Source organism: uncultured Sphingomonas sp., from assembly GCF_937871615.1.
In the GTDB taxonomy this organism is placed as follows: Bacteria; Pseudomonadota; Alphaproteobacteria; order Sphingomonadales; family Sphingomonadaceae; genus Sphingomonas.
Map to the genome: position 1 here is coordinate 107859 of NZ_CALMPA010000022.1, position 25207 is coordinate 133065.

The 25207-nt window shown below is 66.0% G+C and carries 26 protein-coding genes and 1 tRNA gene; 13 read left to right on the plus strand and 14 right to left on the minus strand.

The annotated features are described in order from the left end of the window. Positions 1-49 precede the first annotated feature (49 nt). From Q0316_RS05840 to Q0316_RS05850, 3 genes are read right to left on the minus strand one after another with little or no spacing between them, the layout of a single operon-like run. Positions 50-1498: an aldehyde dehydrogenase gene (locus Q0316_RS05840; RefSeq protein WP_367179640.1), complete on the minus strand. Its 1449-nt coding sequence runs from the start codon at positions 1496-1498 to the stop codon at positions 50-52. Next, on the minus strand, positions 1498-2883 hold the full coding sequence (locus tag Q0316_RS05845) for an MFS transporter (protein WP_298670604.1): 1386 nt from the start codon (positions 2881-2883) through the stop codon (positions 1498-1500). The genes Q0316_RS05840 and Q0316_RS05845 overlap by 1 nt, the downstream gene beginning before the upstream one ends. Beyond that, entirely contained in the window at positions 2880-3407 is a 528-nt protein-coding gene (locus Q0316_RS05850; RefSeq protein WP_298670605.1) for a heme-binding protein, read from the minus strand. Before Q0316_RS05850 ends, Q0316_RS05845 begins: the two co-directional genes overlap by 4 nt. A gap of 276 nt (positions 3408-3683) precedes the next feature. Here Q0316_RS05850 and Q0316_RS05855 point away from each other — a divergent pair, with 276 nt between their 5' ends. The 9 genes from Q0316_RS05855 (at position 3684) to Q0316_RS05895 (ending at position 11471) form a co-directional block, all read left to right on the plus strand. After that, positions 3684-4514: a nuclear transport factor 2 family protein gene (locus Q0316_RS05855; RefSeq protein ID WP_298670606.1), complete on the plus strand. Its 831-nt coding sequence runs from the start codon at positions 3684-3686 to the stop codon at positions 4512-4514. 14 nt (positions 4515-4528) lie between these two features. Beyond that, positions 4529-5371 (plus strand): nuclear transport factor 2 family protein, encoded by an 843-nt coding sequence (locus tag Q0316_RS05860; protein WP_298670607.1) that lies wholly within the window; start codon positions 4529-4531, stop codon positions 5369-5371. Between the two features lie 22 nt (positions 5372-5393). Next, the gene (locus tag Q0316_RS05865) at positions 5394-6311 is read left to right on the plus strand and encodes a 2-dehydropantoate 2-reductase (protein ID WP_298670608.1); all 918 of its coding nucleotides are present in this window, start codon (positions 5394-5396) and stop codon (positions 6309-6311) included. 34 nt (positions 6312-6345) lie between these two features. Further along, complete coding sequence (locus Q0316_RS05870) at positions 6346-8163, plus strand: CocE/NonD family hydrolase (RefSeq protein ID WP_298670609.1); 1818 nt, start codon at positions 6346-6348, stop codon at positions 8161-8163. Between the two features lie 56 nt (positions 8164-8219). Further along, on the plus strand, positions 8220-9452 hold the full coding sequence (locus Q0316_RS05875) for a RidA family protein (protein WP_298670610.1): 1233 nt from the start codon (positions 8220-8222) through the stop codon (positions 9450-9452). 22 nt (positions 9453-9474) lie between these two features. Then, positions 9475-9780, plus strand: coding sequence for a hypothetical protein (locus Q0316_RS05880; RefSeq protein WP_298670611.1), 306 nt, complete (start codon positions 9475-9477; stop codon positions 9778-9780). 6 nt (positions 9781-9786) lie between these two features. Further along, complete coding sequence (locus Q0316_RS05885; RefSeq protein ID WP_298670612.1) at positions 9787-10320, plus strand: 2,4'-dihydroxyacetophenone dioxygenase family protein; 534 nt, start codon at positions 9787-9789, stop codon at positions 10318-10320. Between the two features lie 203 nt (positions 10321-10523). Further along, positions 10524-10610, plus strand: a tRNA-Leu gene (locus tag Q0316_RS05890). 81 nt (positions 10611-10691) lie between these two features. Continuing rightward, complete coding sequence (locus Q0316_RS05895; protein WP_298670613.1) at positions 10692-11471, plus strand: SDR family oxidoreductase; 780 nt, start codon at positions 10692-10694, stop codon at positions 11469-11471. A 4-nt stretch (positions 11472-11475) separates the two neighbouring features. Here the strand turns inward: Q0316_RS05895 and Q0316_RS05900 are convergent, their stop codons facing one another. From Q0316_RS05900 to Q0316_RS05910, 3 genes are read right to left on the minus strand one after another with little or no spacing between them, the layout of a single operon-like run. After that, positions 11476-11937 carry a cytidine deaminase gene (locus tag Q0316_RS05900; RefSeq protein ID WP_367179641.1) on the minus strand — a complete coding sequence of 154 codons (462 nt, stop codon included), beginning with the start codon at positions 11935-11937 and terminating at the stop codon, positions 11476-11478. Beyond that, on the minus strand, positions 11934-12608 hold the full coding sequence (locus Q0316_RS05905) for a glycoside hydrolase family 25 protein (protein ID WP_367179642.1): 675 nt from the start codon (positions 12606-12608) through the stop codon (positions 11934-11936). Before Q0316_RS05905 ends, Q0316_RS05900 begins: the two co-directional genes overlap by 4 nt. Before the next feature lie 4 nt (positions 12609-12612). Next, entirely contained in the window at positions 12613-13095 is a 483-nt protein-coding gene (locus tag Q0316_RS05910; protein WP_298670615.1) for a UPF0262 family protein, read from the minus strand. Positions 13096-13196: 101 nt separating this feature from the next. Between Q0316_RS05910 and Q0316_RS05915 the strand changes: the two genes are divergently transcribed. From Q0316_RS05915 to Q0316_RS05925, 3 genes are all read left to right on the plus strand, one after another. After that, positions 13197-14693 (plus strand): replicative DNA helicase, encoded by a 1497-nt coding sequence (locus Q0316_RS05915; protein WP_298670616.1) that lies wholly within the window; start codon positions 13197-13199, stop codon positions 14691-14693. 13 nt (positions 14694-14706) lie between these two features. Continuing rightward, positions 14707-15153, plus strand: a complete 447-nt coding sequence (locus Q0316_RS05920; protein ID WP_298670617.1) for a cupin domain-containing protein — start codon at positions 14707-14709, stop codon at positions 15151-15153. Positions 15154-15274: 121 nt separating this feature from the next. After that, positions 15275-15919, plus strand: coding sequence for a hypothetical protein (locus tag Q0316_RS05925; protein ID WP_298670618.1), 645 nt, complete (start codon positions 15275-15277; stop codon positions 15917-15919). A 46-nt stretch (positions 15920-15965) separates the two neighbouring features. On the opposite strand, the gene Q0316_RS05930 is transcribed toward Q0316_RS05925, so the two are convergent. From Q0316_RS05930 to cobA, 6 genes are read right to left on the minus strand one after another with little or no spacing between them, the layout of a single operon-like run. Continuing rightward, positions 15966-16217, minus strand: coding sequence for a hypothetical protein (locus Q0316_RS05930; RefSeq protein ID WP_298670619.1), 252 nt, complete (start codon positions 16215-16217; stop codon positions 15966-15968). Positions 16218-16255: 38 nt separating this feature from the next. Then, on the minus strand, positions 16256-17014 hold the full coding sequence (locus Q0316_RS05935; RefSeq protein ID WP_298670620.1) for a phosphoadenylyl-sulfate reductase: 759 nt from the start codon (positions 17012-17014) through the stop codon (positions 16256-16258). After that, the gene (locus tag Q0316_RS05940) at positions 17007-17444 is read right to left on the minus strand and encodes a DUF934 domain-containing protein (protein ID WP_298670621.1); all 438 of its coding nucleotides are present in this window, start codon (positions 17442-17444) and stop codon (positions 17007-17009) included. Before Q0316_RS05940 ends, Q0316_RS05935 begins: the two co-directional genes overlap by 8 nt. Continuing rightward, the gene (locus Q0316_RS05945) at positions 17437-19071 is read right to left on the minus strand and encodes a nitrite/sulfite reductase (protein ID WP_298670622.1); all 1635 of its coding nucleotides are present in this window, start codon (positions 19069-19071) and stop codon (positions 17437-17439) included. Before Q0316_RS05945 ends, Q0316_RS05940 begins: the two co-directional genes overlap by 8 nt. Next, positions 19071-19367: a DUF2849 domain-containing protein gene (locus tag Q0316_RS05950; protein WP_298670623.1), complete on the minus strand. Its 297-nt coding sequence runs from the start codon at positions 19365-19367 to the stop codon at positions 19071-19073. The genes Q0316_RS05945 and Q0316_RS05950 overlap by 1 nt, the downstream gene beginning before the upstream one ends. Further along, positions 19364-20278 (minus strand): uroporphyrinogen-III C-methyltransferase, encoded by a 915-nt coding sequence (cobA, locus tag Q0316_RS05955; RefSeq protein ID WP_367179643.1) that lies wholly within the window; start codon positions 20276-20278, stop codon positions 19364-19366. Before cobA ends, Q0316_RS05950 begins: the two co-directional genes overlap by 4 nt. A gap of 117 nt (positions 20279-20395) precedes the next feature. Here cobA and Q0316_RS05960 point away from each other — a divergent pair, with 117 nt between their 5' ends. Continuing rightward, positions 20396-22222, plus strand: coding sequence for a DUF885 family protein (locus Q0316_RS05960; RefSeq protein WP_298670624.1), 1827 nt, complete (start codon positions 20396-20398; stop codon positions 22220-22222). A 126-nt stretch (positions 22223-22348) separates the two neighbouring features. On the opposite strand, the gene astD is transcribed toward Q0316_RS05960, so the two are convergent. Together astD and Q0316_RS05970 are read right to left on the minus strand one after the other, a co-directional pair. Further along, the gene (astD, locus tag Q0316_RS05965; protein ID WP_298670625.1) at positions 22349-23761 is read right to left on the minus strand and encodes a succinylglutamate-semialdehyde dehydrogenase; all 1413 of its coding nucleotides are present in this window, start codon (positions 23759-23761) and stop codon (positions 22349-22351) included. A 57-nt stretch (positions 23762-23818) separates the two neighbouring features. After that, a complete protein-coding gene (locus Q0316_RS05970) occupies positions 23819-25195 on the minus strand; it encodes a protein adenylyltransferase SelO (protein WP_298670626.1) in 1377 nt (458 codons plus the stop codon). Positions 25196-25207: the final 12 nt, after the last annotated feature.

A 25207-nucleotide genomic window follows, 5' to 3' on the forward strand; every position in this document is an offset into this window, starting at 1 on the left:
TTTATTTCCTGGTGTGAAATTGTGCGGAAGTGCGTGGCCGTCGGGCTGGTCAGAACGGGTAATGCTGCTCGTCCTCGATGGTGATCCAGCGCAGATCGGTGAATTCGGCGATCGCCGCCTTGCCGCCGAAGCGCCCGTAGCCGCTGTCCTTGACGCCGCCGAACGGCATCTGGGCTTCGTCATGCACCGTCGGCCCGTTGATGTGGCAGATGCCGGACTGGATGCGCCGCGCGGCGTTAAGCGCGCGGCGGATGTCGCGACCGAACACGGCGGAGGAGAGGCCGAATTCAGTGTCGTTGGCGATCTCCACCAGCGCGTCGTCGCCGCTCGCGCGGACGATGGTGACGACGGGGCCGAACGATTCCTCGGCATAGATGCGCATCGCCGGGGTGACGTGATCGAGCACCGCCGGCTGCATCACCGGGCCGTCGCTGGCGCCGCCGGCAAGCAATGTCGCGCCATGCTTCACGGCGTCCGCGATCAGCTCGTTCACCTTCGCGACGGCGGCGCAGCTCACCAATGTGCCGAGCTGCGCGGCGCCATCATCCGCGCCGCTCGCGCGCAGGCTTTCGGTCTTGCGCTTCATCCGCGCGGCGAAATCGTCGGCGATCCTGGCGTCGACGACGATCCGCTCGGTCGACATGCAAATCTGGCCCTGATTCATGAACGCGCCAAACGCCGCACCATCGACCGCAGCATCCAGATCGGCATCGTCGAGCACGACGAACGGCGCCTTGCCGCCCAGTTCGAGCAGCGCGGGCTTCAGGTGGCGTGCGGAGACTTCGGCGATGATCCGGCCCACCTTGGTCGATCCGGTGAAGTTCACGCGGCGCACCGCCGGGTGGGCGATCAGCGCCTCGACCAGCGCCCCGGCATCGGCGGGCGCGTTGGTCAGCACGTTGACGACGCCTTTGGGCAGCCCGGCGTCATGCAGCACCTGCCCGATCAGCCGATGCGTGGCCGGGCAGATTTCGGAGGCCTTGAGGATCACCGTATTGCCGCACGCCAGCGGCATCGCGATCGCGCGCACCGCGAGGATCACGGGGGCGTTCCACGGCGCGATGCCGAGGCTGACGCCCGCCGCCTGCCGCACCGCGAGCGCGATCGTGCCGGGTTTGTCGGACGGGAGCACCTCGCCGGAAATCTGCGTCGTCATCGCGGCGGCCTCGCGCAAAATCCCGGCGGCGAGCTTGACGTTGAACGCGGCCCAGCCGCGCGTCGCGCCGATTTCGGCCCGCATCAGCGCGGCGAATTCATCCGCCCGCGCGGCGAGCGCGTCGGCGGCGCGCAACAGCAGGTCACGCCGGGCGTTCGGCCCCATCTTCGACCATGCGGGAAAGGCGCGCCCGGCGGCGTCGCAGGCGCGGCGCGCGTCTTCCAGTGTCGCGGCGGCGGCAGTGGTCGCCACGCCTTCGCCGGCGGGATCGAGCCGGTCGAACGTGGCATTGCCGGTGGCGGCGACGCTTTCGCCGTCGATCAGCAATTGGACGGTCATCATCAAACTCCGTTGGAATGTGCAGGCTGGAAATGGCGGCGGACGCTCATCAGCGCGATCGCGGTGGCGCCCATCGCGACGAGCAGCATCAGGCTCAGCCCGCTCGCGCCGAGCGCGTGGAGCGCAAGCGCGCCACCGAACGAGCTTGCGATCGCGCCGATCCGCCCAACGCTGGTCGCGCTGCCGACGCCGGTGGCGCGGATCGCGGTGGGATAGACATTCGCCGCGAGCGCATAGAGCGTGGTCTGCACGCCGTTGATGAACGCGCCCTCGATGCCGAGGATCAGGATAAGCACGAGGCGCGATCCGGCGGGATCGAGCGGGTTGGTGAGCAACACGCCTGCCCCCAGCACGCCGCCGATCGCCATCACCACCATCGGCGCCTTCGAGCCTTTGTGCCCGATCAGCCACGCGCCGGTCAGCGCGGCGATAACCCCGCCGATGTTGAAGGCGGTGAGGCCCTGGCTGGAAAAGGCGAGATCGAAGCCCGCATCGGACAACATCGTCGGCAACCAGCTGAACGCGGTATATACCGCGAACAGGCAGGCCCCGAACGCCGCCCACAGCGCGATCGTGTCGCGCCGCCACGCGCCGGAGAACAGCGCGGCGAGGGGAGACTTGCCGTGCTGTCCTTCATCCTGCTCGGCGATATCCACCAGCCGGGCATTGGCGGGAACGTCCAGGCCGACCCGCGCGAGCAACCTGCGCAGTTTTGGGGTGTCGCCGTGGCGGCGCAGCAGGAAGCGGGTCGATTCGGGCAGGCACAGGAAAAGGAGCAGCGCGACCGTGAGCGTCGCGCCGCCCGCCGCGGCGAACAACATGCGCCAGCCGAAGATCGGCAGCACCTGCGCCGCGATCAGCCCGCCCACCACGCCGCCGAGCGGCACGCAGACGATGCTCGCCGTCACGCCGAGGCTGCGGTTGCGCGCGGGGGTATATTCCGAAACGAGCGCGGCGGCATTGGGGAAGGCCGCGCCAAGCCCGATATTCGCGACAAGTCGCAACGCGCCGATCACGAACAGGCTGTTCGAAAAGGCGATGCAGCCGGTCAGCACGCCGAACGTCAGCACGCTGCCGACCAATGCCGCCTTGCGACCGAAGCGATCGCCGATCATGCCGCCGAGCGCGGCGCCGAACATCATGCCGAACTGGCCGATCGCCATCACCGGCGACAGCATTTCCTTGGAAATGCCCCAATCCCGGATGATCGCGGGCGCAGCGAAACCGAGCGACTGGTTATCGAACCCGTCGAAGATCACCGCGCATCCCACAAGGAGGAGGACCAGCTTCTGATAGCCGCTCCACCGCCCTGCATCTATCGCCCGTCCGATATCGAAATCCGGGCCGATATCGGGATCGGCGCGGTGCCCGGCGGCGAACTTGCTCATTTCGCGGCGCCCGCCCCGCCCGGCAGCGCGTCCATTCCGGCCTTGGCGATGATATCATCCTCGCCCGCCATGCCGCCGCTGACGCCGATCGCGCCGATCACTTGGCCGTTATACATGATCGGATAGCCGCCCGGCACCGCGACGACGCCGGGAATCGTCGCCATCGCCGCGCTTTGCGCCACCATCTGGCTAATCATGGAGGTGGGCGCCTTGAACATGATCGCGGTGTTGGCCTTGCCGAGCGCGGTGTCGATCGTGCCCATCGGCGCGCCGTCGGTGCGATGGAAGGCGAGCAGCTTGCCGGCATTGTCGACCACCGCGATCGACGATCCCCAGCCGTTCGACGCCGCCTTGGTGATTGCGGCGTTCATCACCGCCTGCACACCCGCCGAACTCAGCACCGGCAGATTCTGCACCGGCGCGCTGGTCGGTTTCGGCCCCTGTTTCGGCTCGGCGGCGGCGAGCGGTTGCAGCGCGGAGACGGCCAACAACGTGGCGCCTGCGAATTTCAGCATATTGTTCATCGGCATCCCTCCCTTGATGATCCTGCACCGGGCGCGACCACGATCGTTGCCCGTCTGTTCGCCTGGCAGGCGATGTGATTTCAAAGCATCGCGTTGAATCACGATTCGCCTCCCCCGAACCTTATTCTGCCTGGCGGAAATCCCGCCGTCGCTATTCTCGTTGGAACGAGCCTAACAGAAACTAGTGTGAGATCAAACTTGTTTGTTGCGTTCGTTGCTGGTAGCGATCGCGTAACGACCGCCGGCCCGAAGCCGGAATTCATGAGGGAGGAACTGATGGCCGAATCGCCGCTTTCGTTGCGCAACGCCGGCAGGAGCGCGCTCATCGCCGCCGCGATGGTGGCCGTAACGGGTGCGCCAGCCGCAACCGCGCAGACCGCCGCGGAGCGCAAGCTCGCCGCGCTGGAAACGCGAGTCGAGCGGCTGGAGGATCGCGCGGCGATCGAAAATCTCACGCGCGCTTACGGTTATTATGTCGACAAGCAGATCTGGAACGAGATCGCCGATCTGTTCTCCGATAACGCGCGGGTCGAGATCGCCGGGCGCGGCGTCTATCGCGGCAAGGAAGGCGTGCGGCGCCTGTTCCTGCAATCCATGGGCGGCGGGCAGATCGGCCTGCGCCCCGGCGGATTGTTCAATCACATGATCCTGCAGGGCGTCACCGATATCGCGCCCGACGGCAAGACGGCGAAAGGCCGCTGGCGCGCCTTCGTTCAGATCGGCCAGCACAAGATGTTCGGCATCTGGTCCGAGGGGACTTACGAGAATCAATATGTGAAGGAAAACGGCGTCTGGAAGTTCAGCGACATGCACTTCTACGCGACGTTCTACGCGCCCTATGAACAGGGCTGGGCGCAGGGCGCGCGGCCCAACAACGGGCCGAGCAAGGATGCGCCGCCGGACGAGCCGCAATCGGTTCAGTACGATGTCTATCCGGGGCATTACGTACCGCCGTTCCACTATCCCAACCCGGTGACGGGCAAGCCGTGGACGATAGAGGAAAGCCGGAAATATTCGACGACGGGCATGTCGCCGGCCCCCGCCGGGCCGCCGATCCAGCCGGGATCGGCGATGCCGCCCGCGCCAGCCCCCAAGCCCGTACAGTGATCGGAGAGACGATGATGAACATCAAGACCTGGATGCGCGCGGGGGTTGCCGGCGCGATCGTGGCAAGTGCGGTGGCAGCCCTTCCGGCGTCGGCGCAATCGGCCAAGGGGGTCGACGCCCGCATCGCCGCGCTGGAGAAGCGCGTCACGCTGCTGGAAGATCGCGCCGCGATCGAGAACCTCACCCGCGCCTACGGCTATTATATCGACAAGAAGGTGTGGGGCGAGGTCGTCCCGCTGTTCTCGAAGAATGCGGTCGTCGAGATATCGGGGCGCGGCGTTTACAAGGGCGCGAAGGGCGTCGACACGCTGTTCACCAAGGTGATCGGGCGCAACCATATGGGGCTCGCGGATGGTGAGCTGTCAAACCATATGGTGCTTCAGGGCGTCACCAACGTCGCGCCCGACGGCAAGACCGCGACGGGCCGCTGGCGCGCCTTCATCCAGATCGGCATGTGGCAGAAGATGGGGCTGTGGGCCGAGGGCACCTATGACATCGGCTACGTCAAGGAAAACGGCGTGTGGAAGTTCAGCATGATGCGCTGGTACGGCACCTATTTCACGCCATATGACAAGGGCTGGGCGCAATCGTCGTTCGGCAACAACGGGCCGAGCAAGGATTTCCCGCCTGATGCGCCGCAATCGGTGCCTTATGACGCCTATCCGGGCCATTATGTGCCGCCATTCCCCTATCCCAATCCGGTGACCGGGCGGCCATGGACGCAGGCGGATACCGATCGCTACTCGACGAAGGGGATGGATCCGAGCGCGGCCGCCAATTCCTCATCCGCGGGTTCGCCGCTGTCGCTCGAAAATCAGCGCCAGCCGCAGCCCGCGCCGACGCAGCCGCCGCGCTGATCGGTTCGAGCGGGGAGGAGCCATGAAGATCGCGGTGATCGGCGCCGGGGCGATGGGCAGCCTGTTCGGCGGCAGGCTCGCGCTCGCGGGGCATGATGTGCGGCTCGTCGACGTGAACGCGCCGCACATCGCCGCGATCAATCGCGATGGGCTGCGGCTCGATCTGGACCAGGGCGTGTCTGTCGTCCGCGCCATCACGGCGGGGACGGCGGATGCGTTCGCCGGGCCGGTCGATTTGCTGCTCGTCTTCACCAAGGGCTATCACACCGCCGCCGCGCTTGCCGCCGCGGCGCATCTCGTCGGCCCCGGAACATGGGCGCTCACGCTCCAGAACGGGCTGGGCACCGGCGAACGGATCGCCGCCGCCTTGCCCGGCGTGCCCGTCGCGATCGGCATGACCGACGTGCCGGCGGACCTGAAGGGGGCGGGGCATGTCGGCTCGCACGGCAAGGGCCATGTCCGGTTGTGGAGCCAGTCCGGCGCGGTGGACCCGGCGCTGGATCGGATCGCCGCCGCGCTGGGCGAGGCCGGCATCGAAGCGCACGCCGATCCCGAGGTCGCCACCGCGATCTGGGAAAAGGTGATCTTCAACACGGTGATGAATCCGGTCGCCGCGCTCACCCGGCAAACGGTGGGCGGGATGGCGGGCCACCCGGACGGACGACCGCTCGCCGAGGCGATTCTGGGTGAAGCCTTCGCGGTGGCGGCGGCGTGCGGCGTGGCGGTGGATCAGGCGCGAGTGCGCGCGATTATCGACCATGCCTGGCGCGAGCACGGGCCACACCAGCCGTCGATGTTGCAGGACGTGCTCGCCGGGCGCGCGACGGAGATCGACTCGATCGCGGGCCAACTCGCCGAACGTGGCGCGGCGCACGGCGTGCCGGTGCCGGTGCTCGATACGCTCACGCGGCTTGTCAGGATGATGAATCGCGCCGGGTGAACGGCGCGCGAAATTGTTGGGGGAGGGGATGTCGATGAAGGTCCGTAATCTGGTTCTCGTCGCGTTGCTCGGCACGGCGTCGATGGGCGTGGCGGAGCCGCTCAAGGGCCCGGACTGGGCGAAGAAGGGCGAGCCCGGCCTGTCCGACGCGCGCTACAAGGTGGTGATCGAGAAGAATGTTCCCGTGCCGATGCGCGACGGGGTGAAGCTCGCCGCCGATGTCTATCGGCCCGACGCGCCGGGCAAGTTTCCGGTGATCGTGCTGCGGACGCCCTATAACAAGGCGTCGCCCGACGAGATCCAGAACTCCACCTGGTATGCCGAGCGCGGCTATGTCGTGGTGAACGAGGATGTGCGCGGGCGTTTCGCCTCCGGCGGCGATTATTACACCTATCGGCATGAAGCGCGCGATGGTTACGATACCGATGCCTGGGCCGCGACGCAGCCGTGGAGCAGCGGCAGGCTGGGCACGCTGGGCGGCTCCTACCTCGGCTATACCGGGCTGACGCAGGCGATCGGCGGCCATCCCGCGCTGAAAGCGGTGGCGACCGATGTGACCACCACCGATATCTACAACCAATGGGTCTATAGCGACGGGGCGTTCATCCTCGGTTTCTCGCTGCCATGGGGCGCGGGCACGGTGCACGACCGCACGACTGACGGCGGCGGGGCTTTCACGAAGCCCGAAGCCTATGCGCACCTGCCGCTCGCCACGGCGGATTCGGCGGCGTACAAGGTCGATCAGCCCTATCGCGACTGGCTGGCGCATCCGTTGCGCTCGGATTCATACTGGAACGGCATCAGCTTCGAAAAGGATGCCGCGAAGATCGGCATCCCGACGCTGGTGGTCAGCGGCTGGTACGACATCTTCCTGCGCGGTGCGCTTGGCGATCATGCCGCGATCAAGAATGGCGGCAGCACCGCGCTCGCCCGCACGCAGAAGCGGATCGTGATCGGCCCGTGGACGCATTTCAAGACGGTCGCGCCGCGCAAGGGCGGCTTCGGCGGCATGGCGACAGCCGATGACGTGGATTATGGCGCCGATGCCGATCTCAACGGCAATCTGCTTTATCTGCGCTGGCACGATCACTGGCTGAAAGGCGTGGATAACGGCGCCGACAAGGATCCGCCGGTGCGCATCTTCGTGATGGGCGAGAACAAGTGGCGCGCCGAAAACGAATGGCCGCTCAAGCGCACCCGCTACACGCCATATTATCTGGCGAGCGGCGGCAAGGCGAATACGGCGGACGGCGACGGAACGCTCTCCACCGTCAAGCCGACCGGCGCCGATGATGATCGTTATGACTATGATCCCGCCAATCCGGTGCCAACGCTGGGGGGCAACATCTGTTGCTCGTCGGTGCCGTCGGGCGCGCACGATCATCGCTCGATCGAGAAGCGGGGAGACGTGCTGGTGTTCACCGGGCCGGTGCTGGACAAGACCGTGGAGGTCAGCGGGCCGATCCGCGCGAAGCTTTACGCGGCAAGCTCCGCGCCGGACACCGATTGGGTGGTGCGGCTGATTGATGTCGATCCCGGCGGCTACGCGCGCAACATCCAGGATGGCATCATCCGCGCGCGTTATCGCAAGGGCAGGGAAACCCCCGCGTCGCCGATCGAGGCGGGCAAGGTTTATGAATATGATATCGACATGTGGGCGTCGAGCAACGCCTTCCTGCCGGGACACCGCATCCGCATCGAGGTGACGAGCAGCAATTTCCCGCGCTTCGATCGCAATCTCAACACCGGGGAAGACCCGGCGACCGGAACGCGGATGGCGATCGCGCACCAGCAGGTGCTCCATTCCGCGCGCTACCCAAGCCATGTGCTGCTGCCGATCATTCCACGCTGACGATGGCGCCGGAAATTATTTGACCTGGAACAATATCTGCAAGGGAACGAAGGACAATGCGCAAGACTTTCGCGTTCGGTATGCTGCTGGCCTGTGTCGCCGCCCCCGCGCTCGCCGCCCCCAAGCCGGCCAAGGCGCCCGCCGCCGTTGCGGCCCCCGATGTGGTCGCTGCCGGGGGGCTCGTCTTCCCGTCGGCGGCGGTCGGCACGCACGGCAGCGCGCTCGATCAGGTCGATGAGATCGTGAAGACGATGGACGCCCGGCTACGCAAGGCGGGGGCCGGCGGCATCGGCAATATGATGCAGCACACCATCTATTTGAAGGATGGCGCGGCCTCGCCGATGGACGTGCTTGGCCGTTTCCATGCCGATGCGCGCAAGCTCGCGCCAAGCCTGGTCGGGCTGCCCAGCGTGGGCACGATCGTCCGCGTGCCCGAATTCGCTGACAAGAACACGCTGGTCGCGGTCGATCTGTTCGCCGGGCCGGGCAAGACCGCCGATTTCAAGCGTATCCCCTTCACCTTCGGGCCGAAGGAAATTGTCGAGACGATCGGCACCGGGCCGGTGGTATTCACCGCCGGGCTGGAAGCGATGGATTTCCAGAACGGCAAGCTTGTTCCCGGCATCGACGAGCAGATCGACGTGATCGTCGCCAAGCTGGATGGCGCGATGAAGAAGGCCGGCCTTTCGGTCGGCAACATGATTTCACACAATCTCTACGTCACGCGCGGCACCGATCCGATCAACGTGATCGAGAAGTTTCACGCCGCCACGCGCAAATATTCGCCGGGGCTGAAGGAGCAGCCGAGCGTCGGCACGCTGGTGGTGGTTGATGGCATGGCGGTGCCGGGCTTCCTGCTGGAAATCGACGCCATCGCCAGCAAGGATGATCCCGCCACGCTGAAGCGCGTGCCGTTCACCGAAATGCCGATGGATATCGCCAAGACGGTGCAGGCCGGCTCGCTGGTGTTCGTCGCCGGCATGGAGGGCGTGGATTTCGACAAGGGCGGCAAGGTTTCGCCCGACGTGATGGAACAGGTGGACGCCTCCGCGCGCAAGATCGACGCTTCGTTGCGCGCAGCGGGCCTTTCCACCGCCGATCTCGTCAAATACAAGATGTACGTGAAGAAGGGCAACGATGCCAATGCGGTGCGCGCGCACTTCCGCAAGGCGCTGGCTAAGCTCGCCGGCGGCAAGCAGCCTCGCGCCGCCGAGACGCTGGTGGTGGTCGAAGGACTTGCCGGGCCGTCGCTGCAATTCGAGGTGACGGCTGTTGCCGCGCATCGCTGATTTTCAGAGGAGGAGAGGGTAGATGAAGAAGATTGTTGCACTGGCGTTGATGATGGCGTTCGCCGCGCCGGCGGTTGCCCAGACCGCTCCCGCCGCCGCGCCGGCGGCACAGGCCGGCTTCACGGTTGACGGCAGCTCGATCGAGACACTCGCGGGCGATCCGCGTAGCAAGGCGGTGATCGACAAGCTGATGCCGCAATTGCTCGGCCATCCGGCCTATGACCAGTTCAAGACGATGACGCTGAGCCAGCTCGCGCCGATGAGCCAGGGCAGCATCACCGATGATCTGCTCAAGCAGGTTCAGGCCGAACTGGCGAAGATAAAGTAACGCGTCATGTCCAGGGCCGCGACCAGCGAATTCTGGAAGGATATCCCGCCGATCGCGAGGGTATTCCGCACGGATGCGATGCCGGAAACCTATATTCCTGACGCGGCCACGGATGACGAGCGTTACTATTTTCCACTCAGCCCGACGGTCTTTTCCCGTCCGCTGTGGATATCGCCGCAGCGGAACATGTGGGCCGACATATTGATGGCGAAGGAGGCCGGCCTCGTGAACCGGCATTATCATCCGCATCAGGTGTTCGCTTATACGATCCAGGGCCAATGGGGCTATCTGGAGCATGACTGGACCGCCAGCGCCGGGGATTTCGTTTACGAGAGCCCCGGCGAGGGCCACACGCTCGTCGCATATGACACCGGCGTGCCGACCAAGATCATGTTCATCGTTACCGGGCCGCTGATCTGGCTCGATGAAAATGGCGAGAGCGTCGGCCATTATGACGTTCACGATTATATCGCCGATGCCCGCGCGCATTACGATCGCGTGGGGATCGGCGCCCAATATATCGACGGTTTGTTCCGCTGACCGGCGAACAGGGGAAACGCGATTTTCTTGGGGGCGGAATGCCAGTCGCGGCGACGGCGCGGGGACGAGCCGCGTTCCCGCCCGGCGCGAAATTATCGTTGATCGCGCCATGGCCGGGCATCACTTCTTGTCTGGAAATACCGGAAAAGCTCTCTTATAGGCTCGCCTCGTTCGATTGCAGGCGGCTGAACGCTGATCGACATGCGGGTGTGGCGGAACTGGTAGACGCAGCGGACTCAAAATCCGCCTCTGGCAACAGATTGTCGGTTCGAGTCCGACCACCCGTACCAACAGGCGCGACGCCGCCGGCTTGAAATCCCGCTCTCCTTTGTCCATCGGCGATCGCGAAAAGATCGTAGAGAGGATTAGGCATGACAAAGCGGTTCGCGGGCAAGCACGTATTCGTGGCGGGTGCCTCCAGCGGGATCAATCTCGGGATCGCGCACGGGTTCGCGGCGGAAGGCGCGAAGCTCACCGTGCTGAGCCGCAGCGAGGAGAAAATTCAGGCAGCGGCGCAGGAGTTGCGCGATGCGGGCGCCGAGGCGCTGGGGATCGCGTGCGACGTGCGCGATTATCCGGGGCTGGAGGCCGCCTATGCGCAGGCGGTGGCGGCGCACGGGCCGATCGACGTGCTGATCTCCGGCGCGGCGGGCAATTTCCTCGCGCCCGCGACGAAGCTGAGCGCCAATGCCTTCAAAACGGTGGTTGATATCGACCTGCTCGGCACGTTCAACGTGTTCCGCGCGAGTTGGGACCATATCGTGAAGCCGGGCGCGTCGCTGATCGCGATCACCGCCGGGCAGGCGATTCATCCGATGAGCTTCCAGATCCATGCCTGCGCGGCCAAGGCGGGCGTCAACATGGTGACCAAATGCCTCGCGCTCGAATGGGGGCCGGCGGGCGTGCGGGTCAACGCGATCTCGCCGGGGCCGATCGGCGATACCGAGGGGATGCGCCGGCTCGCCGATCCGGCGCGCGAGCAGCAGATCAAGGGGCGGCTGGCGCTGCGCGATTATGGCGCGAAGAAGGATATCGCCGATGCGGCGATCTTCCTCGCCAGCGCGGAGGCGAAATATATCACCGGCACGATCCTGAACGTCGATGGCGGCTCCGATCTGGGTGACGCCAGCGCCAACGCTCTGCCGGAATGACGGCTTAGCCGGCCGGTCGCGGCGCGATGCCGAGATCGGCCGGGCCGAACGCATCGGGGAGCAGTTCGGAGAGGCGGTAGGTGACCACCGCATCGCCCTCCGCCGCGCCGCAATGGACCATCAGGTCACGGCCGCCCATTTGCGCGGCCTCGTTGAGCACCTGACGACAGCGGCCGCACGGATTGACCGTGCCGGTGCCGGTTGGCGTGCCATGCGCGTCCATCATCCCGCCGATCACCGCGACTTCGACGATATCGTTCAGCCGGCCCGCAGCGCTGGCGCTCGCCACCGCGACCGTCTCGGCGCAGAGCGACAGGCCGTAGCTCGCATTCTCGAAGTTCGCGCCGGTCACCAACGATCCGTCGCGCATCAGCAGCGCGGCGCCGACCGCGAAGCGCGAATAGGGGGCGTGGGCGTGAAGTGCTGCGGCGCGGGCGGCGGCGATCAGCGCGTTGCGGTCAGTCATGGAGCGGCGACGTCCCAATTGGCGGGGCCGTCGATCCCGTCGACCCGGCGCATGTCGTTGGCGCGCCACATCCGCCACGGCCTGGCCGTATAGGAGGGCGCGATGAAATTGCCGCTCGCCCACAGATTGCGGGGCAAAGCGGCGCTGATATCATAATCCGATTCCACCGCGCGCGCGATGCGCAGCAGCACGGGCTTGCGCATATGCGCTTCGATCGTGGCGGCGAGCAGCCGCAAATCCGCGAGCAGAGCGTCGCGCTCGGGGCGGATCGCGCAGCCGGGATCGTAGCCGATGTCGATCGCCACCGGCAGCGCGCCCGCATCGGCGGGCACGAAGGTGTTGAACGCATTGGCCTGTTCGCGCGCCGGCTGGCAGAACGAATAGACGTGGATCGCGCCGCGCCGCATCCCTGCCGCCTCCACGCTGCGCCAGTTCGTTTCGAATGCCTGATCGCGCTCATTCGCGCCGCGCGTCGCCACCAGATAGGCGAAATCGGCACCCGCCGCGGATACCGCGTTCCACTCGATCTCCCCGTCGCTGGCGCTGACATCGACGCCCTGCACCGGATAGCGTTCCGTCGACGGATGCCAGTGCGTCGCATATTGCCACGCGGCGGCCCCCGCCAGCGCAAGCGCCGCCACGATCAGCACGAAACGCCCCAACCCCCACATTATATCAACCCTTGATGTGCAGCACGCAGATGAGCGTGAACAGGCGACGCGCCGTATCGAAATCGACCTCGATCTTGTCCGTCAGCCGCTCTTTCAGCAGCTCCGCCGCGTCATTATGAATCGCCCGGCGGGCCATATCGACCGTCTCGATCTGTTGCGGGGTCGATTGGCGGATCGCCTGAAAATAGCTGTCGCAGATCGCGAAATAATCACGGATCGGGCGGCGGAAACGCCCCATCGCGATGATATGCGTTTCCAGCGGTGTGCCGTTCTCGCGCCGGATCGCCATCGCCAGTCGGCCTTCTTCCACCGACAGCGCGAGGCGATAGGGGCCGGCATAACCATCGGGGTGAGCGCGTTGCGGCGCGAAATGATTGCCCTCGATCAGATCGAAGATCGCGATCCGCCGTTCCTGCTCGATATCGGCGGAGCGCCACAGGATCGTGCGCTCGTCCAGCTCGACATCAATGATCCGCGGATCGGCCATTGTCGTTGCGATAGAGGCGAACGGGCCGCGCGACAATCTATCCACATCATTCGTCGCAATCCGGTTTGAGCGCGGTGCGGCGGGAAGGTAGAAGCTGCCCGATGGCCACTCTCGCGTTTCAGAACCCGGCGGCGAACCCCGCCGAGCCGATCCATTTGCCGCGCAACGTGGAGGCGGAGGCGGCGTTGCTTGGCGCGATGATGATCGACAATCGCCTGGCGGACGACATCGCCGACCGGCTCGATCCCGCCCATTTCTACGAGCCGCTGCACGGTCGCATCTTCGCCGCGATCAAGACGCTGCGTGGCAACGACATGCTCGCCACCCCGGTGACGTTGCGCCCGATGTTCGAGGCGGACGAGGGGATGAAGGAACTGGGCGGCCCGGCCTATCTCGCCAGCCTCACCGGATCGGGCGCGGGCCTGATCGGCGCGCGGCAGTTCGCGCAGCAGATCTACGATCTTGCGATGCTCCGCGCGCTGGTGTCGGTCGGGCGTACATTGGTCGATCGTGCGATGGACACGTCGGAGGAGGTCAATCCGCGCGCGCAGATCGAGGCGGCGGAGGAGGAATTATTCAAGGTCGCCGGCGATGGCGGGGCGGAAAACAGCGTCAAGACGTTCGTTCAGGCCACCACCATGGCGGTGAAGATGGCGGAGCGCGCGCTCAATTCGGGCGGCAACCTGTCGGGCGTCACCACGGGTCTCGATTCGGTCAATTCCAAGATCGGCGGTATGCACCATTCGGATCTGATGATCCTCGCCGGGCGCCCCGGCATGGGCAAGACCTCGCTCGCCACCAATATCGCCTTCAATGCGGCGCGTCGCTGGATGCGCGACATGGAGGACGGCATTCCGCCATCGCAGTCGGTTGGCGCGAAGGTCGCTTTCTTCAGCCTCGAAATGTCCGCCGATCAGCTTGCGACGCGCATTCTCGCCGAACAATCGGGGATCAGTTCGGAAGCGCTGCGCATGGGCAAGATCAGCCGCGCGGAGTTTGAAAAGCTCGCGACGGCGGCGGCGGAACTCGAAAACCTGCCCTTGTTCATCGACGATACCGGCGGGCTTTCGATCAGTGCCCTGCACACCCGCGTGCGCCGGCTCCAGCGGCGGCACAATAATGAGCTGGGGCTGGTGGTGGTCGATTACCTCCAGTTGCTGACCGGAAGCGGCAAGACCGGCGACGGCAATCGCGTGCAGGAAATCTCGGAGATTTCGCGCGGGCTGAAGACGCTGGCGAAGGAAATGAACGTGCCGGTGCTGGCGCTTTCCCAGCTCAGCCGCGCGGTCGAGCAGCGCGAGGACAAGCGCCCGCAGCTTTCCGATCTTCGCGAATCCGGCTCGATCGAGCAGGATGCCGATATGGTGTGGTTCGTGTTCCGCGAGGATTATTACGTCGGGCAGAAGGAGCCGAAGCGCCCGATGGAGGGCGACGACACCCGCGTGTTCGAGGATCACGCCAAATGGGCAAGCGACATGGAGCGCGTGTTCGGTCTTGCCGAACTGATCGTCGCCAAGCAGCGCCACGGCTCCACTGGCAAGGTGGTGTTGCGTTTCGATCCGACGATCACCCGCTTCAGCGACTATGCCGGCTATTGAAGGGAGGGGCTGGATGCCACGGATCAATCTCGCAGCGATTCCAAGGGAGACCGGCAGCGGCTATCCGGCACCCTTCGATCGGGCCGCCGACGGGCGCGTCTATCGCCGGCTGGATGGCGCGGGCGGGATCACCGATTTCCACGTCAGCCATGTCGAGCTGGCGGAGGGGGCATGGTCCAGCCAGCGCCACTGGCATGAGGGGGAGGATGAGTTCCTCGTCATGCTGAGCGGCGCGGCGACACTGATCGACGATGCCGGTGAAACCGCGCTCGCGGCGGGCGATTGCGTTGCCTTTCCCAAGGGCGACGGCAATGGCCATCATCTGATCGGCGGCGCCGGCGGCTGCGTTTTCGTGGTGTGGAGCCGGCCCGAAACCACGACATGTCATTATCCGGATATTGATCTCGTGCTCGATGGCGCCAGCGGGCGATATATGCGCAAGGACGGGACGGCGTATTGATCGCGCACGCGCGGGGCTTTGCCCTTGCCACATGGGCGGCGGCGGGTGATCTTACGGCGGGTCAGGCAAAGGCATACAACGAGTCGCGTCGCCGGTTTGTGTCGAGCGTGGGAGGTGTCTGGTGAGCGTCAGTTATGATCGGCGGTCGCAATTGCCCCATGACGTGCCGGTCGTGCATGTCCTCCGCCGAACCACGATCAGTTTCGGCGCATTCCATATCGTCCGCGAGGAGCATCGCTATGGCGGGCAAGGGGGCGGCAAGCCGCTCGCGCGTCGCCGTCGCTTCGGGAACTGGTATCCGACTGGCCTGGCCGCACTGCTCTGCGTGGGGGCGGGCGGGATCGCGCTTGCCGCGACCGGGGTGCCGGTGAAGGGCGATTATGTCGTCAGCCTCCCCGTGCCCGATCGCGCGCCGATGACGACGATTCATCGCGCGAACAAGGCGCCCGCCCGACATGCGCATCGCGCAGCGCCCGCGCCCGAACCGGCGGCAACCGCGATCGCGGATAAGGCCGAGATCGCCGCCACGCCCGATCAGGGCGCGGCAAGGCTCAGCCGCGCGACCGCGATCGAGGCGGCGCTGCGTTCGGGCGAGATGCAGGAATGGAGCGCCGGAACGTCGGGCGAGGGCGGTTTCGTGGTTGCGGGGCCATCCGATCGCGTCGGCGCGCGGGCCTGCCGCGATCTGTCGATCCTCACGCGCGCGCCGGGCTTGCCCGACCGGGTCGATCAGCGCCGCGAGTGTCGCACGCATATTCCGGGTTGATGGCGGCGAGACACCGGCAACGGTTATCGAGCGGGAAGGGTGGGAATCAGCGCCGTTTCCGGTCGCGCGCGTCGCGCTGCCGCAGATATGCCACCAGCGTCGCGACGCTGAGGTTCAGGGCCAGCGCGGCGGCGATGATCCACAGCAATGTCGTCATGCGCTCGTCCCCGGTGGGGCAGGCGTCGCCCGACGCCGGGAGGCAGCCGCCGACGAACGTGCTCAGCACCATCAGCCCGGCGAGCAGCCAGATCGTGGCGGTAAGCGCCCATCCCAGGCCCGTGATGCTTTCGCGTGGCATTGTGCCTTCCCCTGAAATTGGGCCGCAACCCGCGTTCGTCAGAACACCGGCTCCTCGCCGGGCTTGGTCGGCAGATGGATGCCGCATTCCACCTTGTCCCAACCGCGCCAGCGGCCCGCGCGCGGGTCTTCGCCGGGCAGCACTTTCGAGGTGCATGGCTTGCACCCGATCGAGGGATAGCCGTCCGCCTCCAGCGGATGATGCGGCAGATCATATTGTTCGAAATAGGCCTCGATCCGCGCGCGATCCCAATCCGCGAGCGGATTGAGCTTGAGCCGCCCTTCGTCGATCTCGAACCGGGGGATTCCGGCGCGCGTTTTCGACTGGAAGCCCTTGCGCCCCGAAATCCACGCGTCGAACGGCACGAGCGCGCGGCGCAGCGGCTCCACCTTGCGGATCTCGCAGCAGCCATCGGGATCATAGGACCAGCGCAGACCGTTGGCATCCTTCGCCGCGAGCAGGCGCGGATCGGGACGATAGACGCGCAGATCGGTGAGGCCGAGCCGCTCGGAAAGCTCGTCGCGATACTCCAGCGTTTCGCCGAACATCTTCTGCGTATTGGTGAAGATCACCGGCACATCGCGATCGACCTGCGCGATCATGTGCAGCAGCACCGCGGATTCGGTGCCGAACGAGGATACCGCCGCGATCCGCCCCTTCAGTTCGCCCGCCAGCAGCTCCGCCAGCATGTCCTGCGTCGACACGCCCGCGAACCGCGCCTCATAGGCCGTCGCGTCGGCGGCGGCGAAGGGGGGCGTTACGTCGATCGTGTCGAGCACGCGGGCGGCTTCACCCATGGCGCAGCTTCCACACCGGCACCGCGGCATCGGCGGCGGACTGGTAGCGGAAGGCATAACGATCGAGCGTCGCCTGCAACACCTCCGGGTCGATCGGCGCGTTGGGGGCGAAGCTGTCGAACCCGCAGCGGCGCATGTGATCCATCTGATCGACCAGCACGTCGCCCGCCGCGCGCAGCTCGCCCTTATAGCCCGCCTCGCGCAGGATGCGCGCCGAGGAATAGCCACGCCCGTCGCGGAAGCGCGGGAAATCCACCTCGATCAGCGAGATGTGGTGGAGATGCGGCAGCAGCGCGCGCGCATCCTCCCCCGCCTCCAGCCGGACAGCCGAGGAATCGGCCTGATCGAGGAACGCGTCGAGCGTCACCGCCGGTTCCTCGGTCGGCTCGTCGTCGCGGAAGCGCAGATCGGCGGGGAAGGGATCAGCCATAGATTGCTTCCTTGAACGGTTCGAAGCCGACGCGGCGATAGGTGTCGAGGAAGCGTTCGCCTTCCTCGCGCATGGCGAGATATTTGTCGGTGACGCGCTCGACCGCGTCGACGATCCCGTCCTCGTTGAAGCCAGGGCCGGTGATCTTGCCGAGGCTGGCGTCCTCCGCGCCCGATCCGCCGAGCAGGAGCTGGTAATTCTCCGTGCCTTTGCGATCGACGCCGAGGATGCCGATGTGCCCGGCGTGATGATGGCCGCAGGCGTTGATGCAGCCCGATATCTTGAGCTTCAGCTCGCCCAGTTCGCGCTGGCGACCCAGATCGGCGAAACGCGTCGCGATCTTCTGCGCCACGGGAATCGAGCGGGCGTTGGCGAGGCTGCAATAATCAAGGCCGGGGCAGGCGATAATGTCGCTGATGAGATCGAGGTTGGCGGTTGCCAGCCCGGCGGCGTCGAGCGTCCGCCACAAAGCATGGAGATCGGCCTTGCGGACGTGCGGCAGGACGATGTTCTGCCCGTGGGTGACGCGCAACTCGTCGAACGAATAAAGCTCGGCGAGATCGGCCATCAGGTCGATCTGCTCCGCCGAGGCATCGCCAGGGATGCCGCCAACCGGCTTCAGGCTGATGTTGACGATGGCATAGCCCGGCGCCTTGTGCGGCTTCACATTCTGATCGACCCACAGCGCGAAATCGGGATCGCTGCGATCCAGTTCGTCCGAAAGCCCGGTTTCGAACGGCGGCGGGGTGAAATGGGCCGCGATGCGATCGAATTCGGCCAGCGGCACATCCGATCCGTTGTTCAGGATATGCTGCCACTCCGCCTCGACGCGGCGGGTGAATTCCTCATGGCCGAGATCGTGGACGAGGATCTTGATCCGCTGCTTGTGGATATTGTCGCGGCGCCCGCCGCTGTTCCACACGCGCAGCGCCGCCTCCAGATAGGAGAACAGGTGGCGGGCGGGGAGGAACGGGCGGACCAGCGGGGCGACGAACGGCGTGCGCCCCATGCCGCCGCCGATATAGACCTCGAAGCCAAGCTCGCCGGCCTCGTTCCGCACCAGCTTCAGCCCGATATCGTGCAGCCGGATCGCGGCGCGATCCTCGTCCGCCGCCGTCACCGCGATCTTGAACTTGCGCGGCAGATAGCTGAATTCGGGGTGGAAGGTGGTCGCCTGCCGCAGCAACTCGGCCCAGGGGCGCGGATCGGCGATCTCGTCCGCCGCCGCACCGGCATATTGATCCGATGAGAGGTTGCGGATGCTCTCGCCCGAGGTCTGGATCGCGTGCATCTCCACCGTCGCCAGTTCGGCGAGGATGTCGGGCGCGTCCTCCAGCTTGATCCAGTTATACTGGATGTTCTGGCGCGTGGTGAAATGCCCGTAGCCGCGATCGTATTTGCGCGCGATATGCCCCAGCATCCGCATCTGCCGGCTGTTGAGCGTGCCATAGGGAATGGCGACGCGCAGCATATAGGCGTGGAGCTGGAGATAGAGGCCGTTCTTCAGCCGGAGCGGCTTGAACTGATCCTCGGTGATCTGCCCCGCGAGGCGGCGGCGGACCTGATCGCGAAACTCATCGACGCGGGCATCGACGATCGCCTGGTCATATTGATCGTACTTGTACATCAGATCACCCAGTTGCCGACATCGGGATCGGCGGGTTTGAGCGTGAGATCGGGGCGCACCGTGGGGCCGAGCGCGCGGATGCGATCCTTGATATGCGCCGGGCGCGGGCCTTCCGGCGTTGCGGTGGCGTCGATCAGATAGGGGCCGTTGACGTGGCGCGCGCCTTCCTCCGCCTGGAGGATCGCTTCGCCCTGATCGCCGACATCGGCGGCGTCCTCGACGTGGCGCGACCATTCGCTGCCGGTCCACCAGATCACATCGCCGGTGGGCAGGTCGTTTCCGGTCAGTAACTTCACGCAAATGTCTCCGCACTTTTCTGATCGCGGCGCCGGCCCGCTCCCCCACCCGACCGCCCATCAAGGATACTTTCGTGGGTGGCCGGGTGGGGGAGCGGGCCGGCGCCGTCCGATGCGCCTTCCGGCGCGTCGGCAAACGAAAACCGCGCCCAGCGGGCGAGCTTGTCTTGGGCGTCGCTCAGCTCGACCACCTCGCCGACGACGATGATCGCGGGGCTTTCGACCTCCTCGCGCGCCATCATCGGGCCGAGATCGGCGAGCAACGTCTTGAGCGCGCGACTGCCGGGGAGCGTGCCCTTCACCAGCACCGCGACTGGCATGTCCGGCGCGACGCCATCGGCCATCAATTTGTCCGCGATCTGCTCGGCGGTGGCGACGCCCATGTAGATGACGAGTGTGCGGCCCTGGCCGGCAAGGCCGGACCAGTCCTGTTTGGTCAGCCCCTTGCACTGGCCCGCGACGAAGCTGACCGCGCTGGAATGATCGCGATGGGTGAGCGGCAGCATCGCTTCCGCCGCGCAGCCGAGCGCCGCCGACACGCCGGGAATCACCTCCACCGGCAGGCCCGCGGCGCGCACCGCCTCGACTTCTTCGCCGCCGCGGCCGAAGATGAAGGGATCGCCGCCCTTCAGCCGCACGACGACGCTGCCCGCCTTCACATGCGCGACGATCAGCGCATTGATCCCCTCCTGCGGCACGGTGTGGCGCGCGCGGCGCTTGGCGACCGAGATGCGCTGCGCACTCGGCGGCGCGAGATCGAGCACGCGCGGGTCAATCAGGCCGTCGTGGACCACAACGTCCGCCTGCCGCAACGCATCGGCGGCGCGCAGCGTCAACAGCCCCGGATCGCCGGGGCCGGCGCCGACAAGGATGACGCGACCGCGCGCGTCCGGATCGAGAAGGCTTGCCATGATGGCACGGCAGATGGCGCGCGGCGGCGGCCACCGCAAAGCAGCGATGCTTGGCCCCGGCCTAGACCAGCTTTTCTCTACCGAAGAAGTGTTATATTCGGCTGGCACACTTCGAGGATGAGGATCACGCTTTTGCGCCTATTGCTTGCCGCCCTGCTTCTCGCGGGCTCCGTTCCGGCGATCGCCGCCGCCCAGACCGTCCCGCCGCCCGCGCCGCTGCCGGGGGACGGGCCGGAGGACGCCGCGCTCAAGAAGCTGTTCCACGACAGCGACGAGGCGAGCCTCAGGCGCAATCCGGTCAACGGCATCTTTCGTGGCGACCTGCGCTATGCCGCGCATCTCGGCAATTATCTGACCGATGCCTATTACGATGCCGAGAAGAAGGCGGATGAAGACGATCTTGCCGCGCTGAAGCGGATCGACCGGGCGAAGCTAACGCATGTCGACCAGATCGCCTATGACGTGTTCGAGAACCAGACCGACGTGGTCTTGCGCGGCTATGCGCCCGATATCCTGCGATTGCAGAAGCTGCGCCCGCTCGATCATTTCTACGGCTTTCAGACCTTCTATCCCGATTTCGCTTCCGGGCAGGGCGCCGCCCCGTTCAAGACGCTGGCCGATTACGAGAACAACCTGACGCGCAACCGCGAATATGCCCAGGTGCTCGATCGCGCGATCGGGCTGTTCAGGGAAGGCGAGAAGGCGAATATCGTTCAGCCCAAGCTGGTCGTGCGCAACATGATCGAGCAGTTCGACAATCTCATCAATCAGGGGGTCGAGGGATCGGTGTTCTACGCGCCGGTAAAGAAATTCCCCGATACGATCCCCGCCGCCGATCAGGCGCGGCTGCGCACAGCCTATGCGGCACAAATCCGCGACGTGCTGATCCCGGCGCACAAAAGGATGCGCGATTTCCTCGCCAACGAATATCTTGCCCATGCGCGCGACAGCGTTGGCCTGTCGGCGATGCCCGGCGGCGCGAAGCTCTACAGCTATCTGATCGAAGCGAATACCACGCTGCCGCTGAAGGCGGAGGATGTTCACAATCTCGGCCTGAGGGAAGTCGCGCGGATTCGCGCCGAGATGGAGGCGCAGAAGGACAAGGTGGGCTTCAAGGGCACGCTGGCCGACTTCTTCACCTTTCTACGCACCGACAAGCAATTCCAGCCGACCTCCGCCGCGCAGCTTCGCGACGGTTATGAGGCGATCGGCAAGCGCGTCGATCAGCGCGTGCGCGAGCAATTCTCGCTGATCCCGAAAACCCCGCTCGAAATCCGCCCCGTGCCCGCGTACAAGGAGAAGACCGAGGCGGGCGGCTCGTACAATCCCGGCACGCCGGACGGATCGCGGCCCGGCATCTTCTATTACAACACCTATGATCTCCCCTCGCGCTACATGTGGGAGATGGAGACGCTATATCTGCACGAGGCGGTGCCGGGGCACCATTTCCAGATCAGCATCGCGCAGGAAAATACCGCGCTGCCCGCCTTCATGCGGTTTGGCGGGAATACGGCTTATGCGGAAGGCTGGGGGCTTTATGCCGAAAGCCTGTGGCACGATCTGGGCATGGAAACCGATCCCTATCAGCGGATGGGCGGGCTGAACGACGAGATGCTGCGCGCGATGCGGCTGGTGGTGGATACCGGCATCCACGCCAAGGGTTGGACGCGCGATCAGTCAATCCGCTATATGCTCGACAATTCCCCGATGGCGAAGATCGACGCGACCGCCGAGGTGGAGCGCTATATCGCGATTCCGGGGCAGGCGCTGGCATACAAGATCGGCCAGCTCACCATTTCAGGGGCGAAGGCCAAGGCGAGAGCCGCGCTGGGCGACAAATTCGATCCGCGCGCCTTCCATGCGCAGGTGCTGGATACCGGCGCGCTGACGATGCCGGTGCTTGAGCAGAAGATCGACGCCTGGGTGAAGGCGGGCGGCAGGTAAACGCCGCGTTCAAACCTTTCCCCTCCCCTTCAGGGGAGGGGCAGGGGGTGGGGGTTGTCTCACCGAGACCGGCGCTCGTGATTGCCTCACCCCAACCCCTTCCCTTCAAGGGGGGCTTGTTTGTGCTCAGCCGTCGCGCAGGCCGATCCCGATCGCTGCGCGCGCGGCGTCTGCCTCGTTGCTCACCACCGGATAGGCGCAATAATCCGCCGCGTAGAAGGCGCTCGGGCGGTGATTGCCCGACCAGCCGATGCCGCCGAACGGCGCGGAGGAGGAGGCGCCGTTGGTCGGCTTGTTCCAGTTGACTATCCCAGCGCGCGCGCGTGCCCAGAAACGATCGAACAATTGCGGCGTCTGGCTAATCAGCGCGGCGGACAGGCCGTAGCGCGTGTCATTCGCCTCGTTGATCGCCGCGTCGAAATCGGCGCAGCGCGATACCTGAAGGACCGGGCCGAACAATTCCGTGTCCGGGCGGCCCTGCACGCCGGTCACGTCGATCAGGCCCGGCAGCAGGAACGGGCGCCCCTCCACCGGGCGTTCGAGGTGGCGGATCGGGCGACCGCCCTTCATCAGCAGCGCGAGGAAGCTTTCGCTCAACTGATCGGCGGCATCATTGTCGATCACCGGCCCCATGAACGGCGCGGGGCTGGCGAACGGCTCATCGACGATCAGCCGCGCGATCAGCGTGTTCAGCTCCGCGATCAGCGGCTCATACAGTTTTTCGTCGACGATCAGCCGCCGCGCCGCGGTGCAACGCTGGCCGGCGGTGGTGAAGGCGGACTGGACGATGAGCACCGCCGCCTGCCACAGATCGGGCGTATCCCACACCACGATCGGGTTGTTGCCGCCCATTTCGAGCGCGAGGATCTTCTCCGGCTTCTCGGCATAGGCGCGATTGAGCGCGAGGCCGGTGCGGGCGGAGCCGGTGAACAACAGGCCGTCGATCCCGTCGTGCATCGCCAGCGCCTTGCCCTCCTCAGGCCCGCCGATCACGACGCGGATGCACGCTTCGGGCACCCCCGCCTCGCGCAGGCATTCGGCGAGGAACAGGCCGGTGGCGGGCGTTTTCTCCGATGGCTTGAACACCACCGCATTGCCCGCGAGCAGCGCCGGGACGATATGCCCGTTGGGCAGATGCGCGGGGAAATTATACGGACCCAGCACCGCCAGCACGCCATGCGGCTTGTGGCGCAGCGCCATGCGGCTGCCCATCGGCGAATCGAGCCGCCGCTGCGCGGTGCGCTCGGCATAGGCGCTGACCGAGATATCGACCTTGGCGATCACCGAATCCACCTCGGTCCGCGCTTCCCACAAGGGCTTGCCGGTTTCGCGCGCGATCAGATCGGCGAAGGCATCGCTGCGCGCGCGCACGACATTGGCGAAACGGCGCAGCGTTTCGATGCGATAGGTGAGCGCGCGCGCCGCCCAGCTCGCCCAGCCGCCGCGCGCCGCGGCGACTTCGGCATCGACATCGCTGAGCGCGCCGCGCCACAGTTCCGCGCCGGTCGCTGGCTCGAAGGAGACGAGTTCGGTGGTCATCGGCTAAACATCCCCCCGCGTGATCGCACGCGATCCGCCCGCCATGTGTAGAGAAGATCACCGGGGTTCGACAAGCTGGCCCAGCGCGTCGCCCATTTCCCGGATGTGTGCCACCTTGGCGTCAAGCGCGGACCAGTCATCCGCATCGGCGATGCGCGACCAGATCGCCTCCACCTCGTCGATCAGCATCGCGCACGGGGCGCCGTGCCAATAAGCATGATCGCGCGCCGCGCGGGGGGCATGGCGATCGAGCAAAGCGCGGGCTTCGTCCCATTCCGGGCCATATTCCGCCGGCAGCGGCTGCGCGAAGGCATCGAAGAAGAAACGGTCGATGCCCGTGCCGCTCGCCCGCAAGGCACGCTCGATCGCCTGCACCAGCGCGCGATCGCTCGCCGGGTCGATCGGCTTGCGCCCCAGCCGCCACAGCAATGCGTCGGTGATCGCGGGCTGATAACGATCGCCGAACGTATCGAGCAGCGCGATCATCGGCTCCGCCTCCGCCAGCACGCGCAGCGATACCGCGAGTTGCATCGCATCCCAGTGGATCGCCTCCGGCTGACGGCCGAAGGCGTAGAGCCCGGCATGGTCGAAATAGGCGGCGGTGAACCCCGGCTCCCACGTCGGCGCGAACCGCCACGGGCCGTAATCGAAGCTCTCGCCGGTGATGTTGATATTGTCCGAATTGAGCACGCCATGGACGAACCCCGCCGCCATATAGCGCGCGGCGAGCGTGGCGGTGCGCGCGATGACATGATCGAGCAGCCGCAAGGGATCGTCGCCATCCTCGCCATAGAGTTCGCGCAGCACATAGCCGACCAGCCGGCGCATCGCCTCCGCGTCGCGCAGATAGGCGAGCCGCTGGAACGTGCCGATGCGGATATGGCCGTGGCTCAATCGCACCAACACCGCCGCGCGTGTGGGCGATGGCTCGTCGTTGCGTTGCAGGGCCTCGCCGGTTTCGATCAGAGAGAAGCTGCGCGAGGTGGGGACGCCCAGCGCCTCCAGCATCTCGCTTGCCAGTATCTCGCGCACGCCGCCCTTCAGCGTCAGCCGCCCGTCGCCGAAGCGGCTCCACGGCGTCTGCCCCGATCCCTTGGTGCCAAGATCCATCAGCCGACCGTCGCGGTTGCGGAGCTGCGCGAAGGTGAAGCCGCGCCCGTCGCCGATATCGGGATTGTACACGCGGAACTGATGGCCGTGATAACGCAGCGCCAGCGGCTGCGGCAGCGTGCCGGGAAGCGGCGTGAACCGCCCGAAATGCGCGATCCATTCGCTGTCGCTCAGCCTATCCAGCCCCACTTCGCGCGCGGCGCGATCGTTGCGGAAACGCAGCCGGGTTTCGGGGAAATCCGCCGCCGTGACCGGATCGTAGAATGGCTCCCCCAGCGAAAGGAGCGTTTGTTCCGGTCGATACGCTTGCGGGTCGAAGGGCATCCGGCGATATGG